At 71.3% G+C, this 9074-nt stretch carries 9 protein-coding genes; 4 read left to right on the top strand and 5 right to left on the bottom strand.

The window, feature by feature from the left end; genetic code table 11:
- Nucleotides 1-79 precede the first annotated feature (79 nt).
- From thrS to FNH05_RS24585, 3 genes are all read right to left on the bottom strand, one after another.
- The gene (gene thrS, locus FNH05_RS24595; RefSeq protein ID WP_144591081.1) at nucleotides 80-1297 is read right to left on the bottom strand and encodes a threonine--tRNA ligase; all 1218 of its coding nucleotides are present in this window, start codon (nucleotides 1295-1297) and stop codon (nucleotides 80-82) included.
- Between the two features lie 138 nt (nucleotides 1298-1435).
- Nucleotides 1436-2734, bottom strand: coding sequence for an acyltransferase family protein (locus FNH05_RS24590; protein WP_222426699.1), 1299 nt, complete (start codon nucleotides 2732-2734; stop codon nucleotides 1436-1438).
- A complete protein-coding gene (locus FNH05_RS24585; protein ID WP_144591080.1) occupies nucleotides 2667-2954 on the bottom strand; it encodes a hypothetical protein in 288 nt (95 codons plus the stop codon). The genes FNH05_RS24590 and FNH05_RS24585 overlap by 68 nt, the downstream gene beginning before the upstream one ends.
- A gap of 151 nt (nucleotides 2955-3105) precedes the next feature.
- Here FNH05_RS24585 and FNH05_RS24580 point away from each other — a divergent pair, with 151 nt between their 5' ends.
- The 3 genes from FNH05_RS24580 to FNH05_RS24570 are packed head-to-tail and all read left to right on the top strand — an operon-like array spanning nucleotide 3106 to nucleotide 5710.
- Nucleotides 3106-3753: a TetR/AcrR family transcriptional regulator gene (locus FNH05_RS24580; RefSeq protein ID WP_144591079.1), complete on the top strand. Its 648-nt coding sequence runs from the start codon at nucleotides 3106-3108 to the stop codon at nucleotides 3751-3753.
- The gene (locus FNH05_RS24575; protein ID WP_144591078.1) at nucleotides 3750-4928 is read left to right on the top strand and encodes an NADH:flavin oxidoreductase; all 1179 of its coding nucleotides are present in this window, start codon (nucleotides 3750-3752) and stop codon (nucleotides 4926-4928) included. The genes FNH05_RS24580 and FNH05_RS24575 overlap by 4 nt, the downstream gene beginning before the upstream one ends.
- Entirely contained in the window at nucleotides 4928-5710 is a 783-nt protein-coding gene (locus tag FNH05_RS24570) for an SDR family oxidoreductase (RefSeq protein WP_144591077.1), read from the top strand. The genes FNH05_RS24575 and FNH05_RS24570 overlap by 1 nt, the downstream gene beginning before the upstream one ends.
- Here the strand turns inward: FNH05_RS24570 and FNH05_RS24565 are convergent.
- Complete coding sequence (locus FNH05_RS24565; protein WP_144591076.1) at nucleotides 5690-6670, bottom strand: phosphotriesterase family protein; 981 nt, start codon at nucleotides 6668-6670, stop codon at nucleotides 5690-5692. The two genes, FNH05_RS24570 and FNH05_RS24565, sit on opposite strands and share 21 nt — an antisense overlap.
- Nucleotides 6667-8190, bottom strand: coding sequence for a long-chain-fatty-acid--CoA ligase (locus FNH05_RS24560; protein ID WP_144591075.1), 1524 nt, complete (start codon nucleotides 8188-8190; stop codon nucleotides 6667-6669). The genes FNH05_RS24565 and FNH05_RS24560 overlap by 4 nt, the downstream gene beginning before the upstream one ends.
- Nucleotides 8191-8345: 155 nt before the next feature.
- Here FNH05_RS24560 and FNH05_RS24555 point away from each other — a divergent pair, with 155 nt between their 5' ends.
- The gene (locus FNH05_RS24555; protein WP_186382713.1) at nucleotides 8346-9032 is read left to right on the top strand and encodes a TetR/AcrR family transcriptional regulator; all 687 of its coding nucleotides are present in this window, start codon (nucleotides 8346-8348) and stop codon (nucleotides 9030-9032) included.
- The last annotated feature ends 42 nt before the right edge of the window (nucleotides 9033-9074 follow it).

Genomic DNA, 9074 nt, shown 5'->3' with positions numbered 1-9074 from the left:
CACCTGCCTGAGGGTGGGACACAAGCGCACGAGCGTGGGACTCGCCCGGCCGGGCGCGCCCTACACCGCGAGCGGACCGTCACTCGGGCCAGAGGGCGGTGGAGCGGGCGGCGACGAGGGCGGCGAGGGCGGCCAGGACCTCGGTGCCGGGCCGGGCATCGAGCCGCCGTCCGTCGCGGAGCCGCAGCGCGACCTGGCCCGCCGCGGCTTCCCGCGCGCCGATCACCGCCTGGTACGGCACAAGCCGGGCCGACCGGATCCGGGCACCGAGGCTGCCCCGCTCCGGCCCGGCGAGCTCCGCCCGGAGCCCGAGCCCGCTCGCCTGCCGCACGAAGTCCGCCGCCCTGTCCCACTCGTCGTCGGAGATCGGCAGGACCACCAGCTGGACCGGCGCGAGCCAGGCCGGGAAGGCCCCGCCGTGCTCCTCGATCAGGTGGGCCACCGCGCGTTCCACGCTCCCGACGATGCTGCGGTGCACCATGACCGGGCGGTGCCGCGCGCCGTCCGGCCCGAGGTAGCGCAGACCGAAGCGTTCGGGCTGGTGGAAGTCGATCTGCACGGTGGACAGGGTCGCCTCCCGCCCCGCGCCGTCCGCCACCTGCACGTCGATTTTCGGTCCGTAGAAGGCCGCCTCACCCGGTGCGGCCTCGTAGTCCACACCGGACGAATCGAGCACCTCGGTGAGCAGCGCGGCGGCACGCTGCCACATTTCCGGTGCCTCGACGTACTTCCCGCCGGGCCCTGGCAGCGAAAGCCGGTACCGTGCGGCCCGGATGCCCATCGCGGCGTACGCGCGGCCGATCATCGCCAGCGCCGCGGCGGCCTCGCCCGCCGCCTGTTCCAGGGTGCAGAAGATGTGGGCGTCGTTCAGGTGGATCCCGCGCACCCTGGTCAGCCCGCCGAGCACACCGGACAGTTCCGCGCGGTACATTCCGCCCAGTTCCGCCATTCTCAGCGGCAGTTCACGGTAGCTGTGGTCGCGCGAACGGTAGATCAGCGCGTGGTGCGGGCACAGGCTCGGCCGCAGCACGACCTGCTCTCCCCCCAGCTCCATCGGCGGGAACATGTCGTCCCGGTAGTGCGACCAGTGGCCGGAAATCTCGTACAGTTCCCGCTTTCCCAGCACCGGTGAGTACACATGCCGGTAGCCGGCACGGCGTTCCTCTTCGCGGATGTACTCCTCGAGGGTGTGGCGGACGACGGCGCCGTCGGGCAGCCAGTACGGCAGTCCGGCGCCGATCAGCGGATCGCTGCCGAACAGGCCCAGCTCCCGGCCGAGCTTGCGGTGGTCGTGCACGGTGGTCTCCTCTCTTCACGCGAGACGGGTGACCACACGAAAAAGCCCCGGGGCACCCGCCCCGGGGCTTTCGATGACAACGGTCAGCGCGCCGGGACACTCTCCGGCGTCGTAGTGCTGTCGGCACGCTGCATGGCGTCACCGTAGCAGAACACGGCCGTGCAGGGCGGTCAGCGCCACTCCGGCGAAGTAGAGCCCCAGGGTCGCCAGTGGCAACGCTCCCCCGGGGGCGAATCCCCGGATCGCGAGCACGAGCAGCGCCCCCACCGCGAGCGCGACACCGGCGAGAAGCACCGGGGTGAGCCGGGTTTCCTCGACGGGCAAGGGAAAACCGCGCCACCGGGCGAGGTGGGGCCGCAGCAGGCCCAGTGGCACCAGCAGGATCGCCATCACCACCGCCAGGATCGCGAGCCAGGCCAGGCGCGTCCACCACCAGAACGCCGAACCGAGCGGCGGCTGCGGGAACAGCCCCGACGGGTACACCACCGGCGCGACCAGCACGACCGGAACCATGTGCCACAGGTACAGCGCCATCGCCAGGGTGTTCAGCCGCGCGAGGCCGCCCCGGATTCTCGACCGGCGCAGCCAGGCCGTGACGGCCGGGGCGGCGCCCACCAGGAGACCGGCCTGCGCCAGGCCGAACGCGAGCAGCGCGGGGGTCGGCGGAGAGGTGTTCCGCACGGCCTGCCCCGGCACACCCACCATGCTCAGCGGATACCGGCCGGAAGCGAGCAGTCCGGTGAGGGCCAGCACGCCCGCCGCCGCGAGCCACCACGCCCGGCGCCCGCGCAGCTCCCCGGTGAACCAGGCGATGCCGCACTGGTACACCGCCGCCCAGCCGAACACGAAGTTCGCGGGAGCCACTGCGGGGATCATCGCGGCCACCACCACGGCCGCGGCCAGCGCGCCCGGTACGGCCAGGCCCCAGCGGCGCTGGGCGGCGAGCAGCAACGGGGAAAGGGCCACCAGGATCAGGTACAGCGGCAGGAACCACAGGTGCAGCGACACCGCGCCCGCGCCGTAGGCGAGTTGCCGGGCGTCCACATGCGACACGGCGGCGGCAGCCACCCCGGCCGTCACCACCGCCACGTACAGCGTGGCGGGCCCGAACACGCCGAGGGCCCGGCGCCGCAGCCAGGGCCGCCAGCCGCCGCCCCACCGGGTCAAGGAGGCGGCGCAGGCGTATCCGGCGACCAGGAACAGTATCGGGATGACCTGGAAGAACAGCGTCAGCCAGCGGGCAGGCGGCAGGCCGGCCAGCACCGCGTCATCGCCGAAACGGCCGTTCCGGTAGGTGATCGAAGCGGCCAGCCAGTGTCCGGCCACCACCACGACCACGGCGAACACGCGGTAGAGGTCGGCGGAAAGCTCACGCTCGCGGCTCGGCGGGATAGTCCTCGTCGGGCTCTTCGGCGGGCTCGGGTTCGAGCAGGTCACCGGGACGGTGGTGAAACGACAGGTCGTCGACCTCGGTGGTGACCCCGTCAACCTCCGCCCACGCCTCGACCACCTCGGCGGCCTGCTCCTCCGATTCGCAGAGCTCACGCTGCACCAGTTCGTCGTCGCGGAAGACCCGCACCTCGATCGTGCGGCCCTGGTCGGCCTCCGGCCGGAATTCCGGCTCGTAGTCCGGGTCCTGGTTCGTCACCTGATTCATCACCGCCTCCTGTCCCCACCGCCGACGAGTCTGTCCGCCGCCGGGGCCGTCCGCCGAGAGAAGAAGGTCCCGCACCGCGGTGACCCTCGGTCTTCAATCACTGATTGAATCGGTGCTTGAATTCGGGCGGGAGATGCGCTGTACTCGGGGCATGAGCGAAAGCACGACAGTGGAGGCGGCATCGGGGTCGGCAACGGAGTCGGTATCGGAGGCGGTATCGGAGTCGGAGTCGACCCGGGCACGGCTGCTGACCGTGGCCGAACGCCTCCTGCTCGAATCGGGCTACGACGCCGTGTCCGTCCGGGCCATCAACACCGCGGCCGGGATGAACCCCGCCGCCGTCCACTACCACTTCGGTTCCAAGGACGCCCTGGTGGCGGCCCTGCTGGAGGACCGGCTGGCCCCGATCTGGCAGGACGCGCTGGACCGCCTCGAACGGCGGCGGCGGGACGGCCGGGTGCCCTCCGTGCCCGAACTGGTCGAGGTGATCCTCGGCCCGCTGGGCGAACTCGCCGCCGACCCGGTCGGGCGGCTGCGCCTGCACCTGCTGGCCAGGGTCGTGCTCGGCGGCCACCGGCTCGAATGGACCTCGCGGTGGTTCGGCCTGCGTTCCTGGACGGAACTGCTGCGGGCCGCCCGGCCCGGACTGGGCGAGCGGGAAGCCACCGAGCGCTGGAGCCTGGCCTTCCAGCTCGTGCTGCAGTTCTTCGGCGACCCGCTGGCCCGCACCCCGCGCACCTGTCCCCTGTCGCTCGACACGCTCCGCGGGTTCGTGATCGCCGGGCTGGCCGCCGCATGAGCGCGCCCGACGTCTTCACCCCGGCGCGGCTCGGGCCGCTCGAACTGCGCAACCGCATCATCAAGGCCGCCACCTTCGAAGGCGCCACCCCCGACGCGCTGGTCACCGACGAACTGATCGAGTACCACCTGCGCCCGGCCCGCGGCGGGGTCGGCATGACCACCCTCGCCTATTGCGCGGTCGTCCCCGAGGGCCGCACCGACCGGCACCAGATCTGGATGCGCCCCGAGGCGGTGCCGGGGCTGCGGCGGCTCACCGACGCGGTGCACGCCGAGGGGGCCGCGGTCAGCGCCCAGCTCGGCCACGCGGGCCCGGTCGCCAACGGGGCGTCCAACCGGCTTCCGGCGCTGGCGCCGACGGCGATGCCGAGCCCGCTGAGCCTGCGGATGATCAAGGCCGCCACCACCGCCGATCTGGAGCGCATCACCGCCGCGCACGCCGACGCCGCCCGCACCGCCGCCGAGGCCGGGTTCGACGCCGTGGAACTGCATTTCGGGCACAACTACCTGATCAGCTCGTTCCTGAGCCCGAAGCTCAACCGCCGCAAGGACGGCTACGGCGGGAGCCTCGCGAACCGCGCGCGGCTCGCGCTCGGCGTCGCCCGCGCGGTGCGGGACGCGGTCGGCGACCGGATCGCCATCACCGCCAAGCTCAACATGGACGACGGGGTGCCCGGCGGTTTCTGGCTGGACGAGAGCATCCAGGTCGCGCAGTGGCTGGAAGCCGACGGTTCGGTGGACGCGCTCGAACTCACCGCGGGCAGCTCGCTGCTCAACCCCCTGTACCTGTTCACCGGGGACGCCCCGGTCCGCGAGTTCGCCGCGCAGTTCCCCCAGCCGCTGCGCTTGGGCATCCGTCTGGCGGGCGGGCGGTTCCTGCGCAGCTACCCCTACCAGGAGGCGTTCCTGCTCGACCGCGCGCGGCAGTTCCGCGCCGCGCTGAAGCTGCCGCTGATTCTCCTCGGCGGGATCACCCGCAAGGAGACGATGGACCTGGCGATGGCCGAGGGTTTCGCGTTCGTCGCGATGGCACGCGCCCTGCTGCGCGAACCCGACCTGCCGCGGCGTATCCAGGCCGACCCGGCGGCGCGGTCGCTGTGCGTCCACTGCAACAAATGCATGCCCACCATCTACCGCGGCACGCACTGCGTGCTCGCCGAACCCGGGAGGCACTGATGCCCACCATCGCGATCACCGGCTCCGCCTCGGGAATCGGCGCGGCCACGGCCGAAGAGCTACGGCGCTCCGGCTCCGGGATCATCGGGGTGGACCTTCGCGACGCGGAAGTCATCGCCGACCTCAGCACTCCGCAAGGCCGGGAGCAGGCCGTGGAGGGCGTGCTCTCCCGGTGCGACGGAGCGCTCGACGGCTTCGTCGCCTGCGCCGGGCTGGGTCCGCAGGTCGACGATCCCGGCCTGATCGCCGGGGTCAACTACTTCGGCACCGTCGCGCTGCTCGACGGGCTGTTTCCCGCGCTGCGCAAGGGAAAGGACCCCGCCGCCGTGGTGGTGTCCTCGGTCGCCTCGACCCACGTCACCTGGGACGAGAACCCGCTCGCCCCGCTCGTGCAGAGCGGGGACGAGCCCGAAGTGGACGCAGTGGACGCCGCGGTGGCGGCCGCGGGCGAGTACCGGGGCCAGTACGCCTACGCCGCGTCGAAGAACGCGCTGACGGTGGCGGTGCGCCGGCGGGTCCCCGAATGGGGAGCCGCCGGCGTCCGCGTCAACACCGTCGCGCCCGGCTCGGTGGAAACCCCCCTGCTCCGGGCCGGGGAGGCCGATCCCCGGTATGGGCAGGCGATCCGGGAGTTCGTCGCCCCGATCCCGCGGCACGGGCGGCCGGAGGAGGTCGCCTCGCTCATCGCCTACCTGATGAGCCCGCGCGCCGGGTTCGTCCACGGTGCCCAGTTCGTCATCGACGGCGGCGTCGACGCCCTGCTACGCCCCGGCCGGTTCTGACGGTTCCAGCACCCGCCGGGGCACGTCGACCAGCATCGTCTCGATCTGTTTCTCGGTGACGCCGCGCTCCCGCACGTACGGCAGCACGTCGTCGCCGATGTGCAGGTAGTGCCACTGCGGGAGCTGTTCCAGCAGGAGCGGGTCGACCCAGTCGATGTAGCACGACGCGTCCTGCGACAGCACCATGCTCTCGGCGTATCCGCGCCGGCACATCTCCACGAGGGTGTCGGCGCGGGCCTCGAAGGTCGTCTCCAGGTTGATGCCGAACCGGTCCATGCCCAGCACGAAACCGGCCTCGGCGAGTTCGGCCAGGTGATCGCAGTCGGGGGTGTCGCCGGAATGCCCGAGCACCACCCGGCGCGGGTCGACGCCTTCTTCGTCGCAGAGGACCCGCTTGACCTCCAGGCCCGCCCTCGACCCGGGATGGGTGTGCACCGTGACCGGGATGCCGGTCCGCAGGTGCGCCTGGGCGACCGCGCGCATCACGCGCTCCACGCCGGGTGTCATGCCGTGGTGGTCGATGGCGCACTTGAGCATCCCCGCCCGCACCCCGGTACCGGCGATGCCCTCGGTGATGTCGCGGACGAACATCTCGGTCATCGGGTCCGGCTGACCGGGCATGGGCGGGCGGTACTCGAAGAAGAACGGGGCGCTGTCGTAGGTGTAGATCCCGGTGGCCACCACGATGTTGAGCTGCGGCACCCGTTCGGCGATCTTGGCGATGCGCGGGATGTAGCGGCCCAGCCCCACCACGGTGGGGTCCACAATGGTCTGGACGCCCTGTGCGGCCAGTGCGCTCAGCTTCTCGACGGCGTCGTCGAGGCGCGCCTGCTCGTCGCCCCACTCGCCGGGATAGTTCTGCTGCACGTCCGCGGTGAGGGTGAAGATGTGTTCGTGCATGTAGGTGCGGCCGAGAGCGGCGGCGGCGACCGGGCCGCGGACCGTGGACACTTCGCTCATGAGGTGCGCAGCTCCTTCTTCAGGATCTTGCCGGTCGGGCCCTTGGGCAGTTCGGGAACCAGGCGGATCTCGCGGGGGTACTTGTAGGCCGCCAGCCGTTCCCGGCAGTAGGCGATGATCTCCTCTTCGGCCACCTCGGTCCCGGCCTTCGCGCTGACGACGGCCACGACCTCCTCGCCGAACTTCTCGTCGGGCCTGCCGATGACGGCGGCCTCGTCGACGGCGGGATGGCTGTAGAGCACTTCCTCGATCTCACGCGGATAGACGTTGTAGCCGCCGCGGATGATCAGGTCCTTCTTGCGGTCCACAATGAACAGATAGCCGTCCTCGTCGGCGTAGGCGAGGTCGCCGGTGTGGAACCAGCCTCCCCGGAACGCCTCGGCGGTGGCCTCGGGCCGTTTGTAGTAGCCCTTCATCACGTTGTGGCCGCGGATCACGATCTCGCCGACGTGCTCGGGGCCGGACGGCAGCGGCCGGTCCTCCTCGTCCACGACCCGGACTTCCACGCCCCACAGGGGTTTGCCGATGGACAGCACCTTGCGCTGCTCGGCACTGATGTTGAAGGTGGTGGTGCTCGCCGTCTCCGAAAGGCCGTAGCCCTCCAGGATCACCACCCCGGGCACGCGTTCTTCGAACTCGCGGATGGTTTCGCCGGGAATCGCCGCCCCGCCCGAAATCCCCACACGCAGGGAGGAAAGGTCGCGGCTCTCCAGGTCTTCGCGCAGCAGGCCGAAGTACATGGTGGGCACGCCGGAGAAGATGGTCGCCCGGTGCCGTTCGATCGCGTCGAGGACCGGTCCCGCCTCGAACCGGGGCACGAGCACGAGCGTGCCGCCGTAGCGGACGGCGACGTTGAGCACGCTCGACAGGCCGAAGACGTGGAACAGCGGCAGCACGGCGATGCCGATGTCGGCGGGGTTGAAGCCGAACAGCTCGCCGCCGACCGTGCAGTTCATGTACAGCTGGAAATGGGTCAGCTCCGCGCCCTTGGGCCGTCCGGTGGTCCCGCTGGTGTAGAGCAGCACCGCGGTGTCGTCGGCGTTGGTGGGTTCGAGATCGCCGGTGTCCTCGGCCCGGTAGAGCTCGTCGTAGTGGTGGGCGCCGTCGGGCACCGCGGTCTCCCCCGGCGGGGTGACCAGATAGGTCGCCAGTCCGTCCACTTCGGACGCCGCCTTGAGCGCCTCCTCCGCGAAGCCGCTGAAGGTCACCAGCAGGCGGGCGTCGGAATCCTCGAGGTGGTAGGAGATTTCCGCCGCGCGCAGCAGCGGGTTGAGCGGCACCATCACCAGTCCGGCCTTGAGGATGCCGAAGTAGGTGAACAGGAACTGCGGTACGTTGGGCAGTTGCACGGCCACCTTGTCGCCGGGTTCGAGCCCGAGCCCGCGCAGGCTCGCCGCTACCCGGCCGGAGATCTCGTCGACCTGCGCGTAACTGAAGGTCAGATCGCCGAAATGGCAGAACGCCTTGCCGGGATCGCTCAGCCGGGACTGCCTGAGCATGGTGGCGAGATTGAAACTCATCCTTCTCCATTCGGCTCGCTACATCGAGAACCTGAATGCCTTCCGGCGATGCGGCCCGGCCACCCCCGCCTGAACAGGGGTTACGCTCTGCCGGGACGGCGGTGAAGCGTGGGTGTTTCATACGTACGAGCCAGTACTTTAGAAGCGAGGGGACCATGAAGCAAGAGGGATCGCTGGCCCGGACCCACGAACAGGAACCGGGCCTGCCGCGCGGGCGCGCGAGCCTGCCCGCCGACGCCGTCCGCGCCGCCCAGCGGGAACGCCTCATCCGCGCGATCATCGCCGCATCCGCCGAGAGCGGATACCTGCGCGTCACCGTCGCCGACGTGGTGTCCCGGGCGAAGGTGTCCCGCGCCGCCTTCTACGCCCACTTCGCCGACAAGGACGAATGCCTGCTCGCCGCGACGCGCTACGGCCGCCGCGTGCTCATCGACCGGATCACCGCCGAAACCGGCGCCCTGCCCAGGGAGACGGCGCCCGCCGAAGCGCTGCGGGTGGCCTGCCGGGCGTTCCTGGGGTTCCTCACCGGCGAACCCGAGTTCACGCGCGTGTTCTACCTGGAGTTTCCCAGCGCCGGGCCGCGGGCGCTGGCCCGGCTGGTCGAGGCGCAGCGCCGCTTCGCGCGCCTGAACGAGGTGTGGCACCAGCGCGCACGGGCCGCCGACCCGCGGGTCCCCGCCGTGCCCCAGGAGGCCTACCTCGCCGCGGTGGGCGCCACCACCGAACTGGTCCGCGCCGCGGTACACAGTGGACAAGCGCGGCTGACCGACCTGGAAGACACCCTGGTCCGCCTCCACCTGGCCATCCTCGGCGGCCGCCCCTGGGACCACGAAGAAGCCTGACGACGGCCCTGCCGTGCCGTGCGGGACCCCTCACGGAAATCC

The sequence above is a fragment of the Amycolatopsis rhizosphaerae genome (genome assembly GCF_007713715.1).
In the GTDB taxonomy this organism is placed as follows: domain Bacteria; phylum Actinomycetota; class Actinomycetes; order Mycobacteriales; family Pseudonocardiaceae; genus Amycolatopsis_E; species Amycolatopsis_E rhizosphaerae.
Note: the sequence above shows the minus strand (reverse complement) of the source record. Positions and strands in the feature narration are given on the sequence as shown.

Excerpts from the sequence above, each read along its gene's own strand:
- FNH05_RS24580 (WP_144591079.1), top strand. The coding sequence starts at position 3,106 with ATGAGCGAAAGCACGACAGTGGAGGCGGCATCGGGGTCGGCAACGGAG.
- FNH05_RS24575 (WP_144591078.1), top strand. The coding sequence starts at position 3,750 with ATGAGCGCGCCCGACGTCTTCACCCCGGCGCGGCTCGGGCCGCTCGAA.
- FNH05_RS24560 (WP_144591075.1), bottom strand. The coding sequence starts at position 8,190 with ATGAGTTTCAATCTCGCCACCATGCTCAGGCAGTCCCGGCTGAGCGAT.
- FNH05_RS24565 (WP_144591076.1), bottom strand. The coding sequence starts at position 6,670 with ATGAGCGAAGTGTCCACGGTCCGCGGCCCGGTCGCCGCCGCCGCTCTC.
- FNH05_RS24555 (WP_186382713.1), top strand. The coding sequence starts at position 8,346 with ATGAAGCAAGAGGGATCGCTGGCCCGGACCCACGAACAGGAACCGGGC.
- FNH05_RS24570 (WP_144591077.1), top strand. The coding sequence starts at position 4,928 with ATGCCCACCATCGCGATCACCGGCTCCGCCTCGGGAATCGGCGCGGCC.
- FNH05_RS24585 (WP_144591080.1), bottom strand. The coding sequence starts at position 2,954 with ATGAATCAGGTGACGAACCAGGACCCGGACTACGAGCCGGAATTCCGG.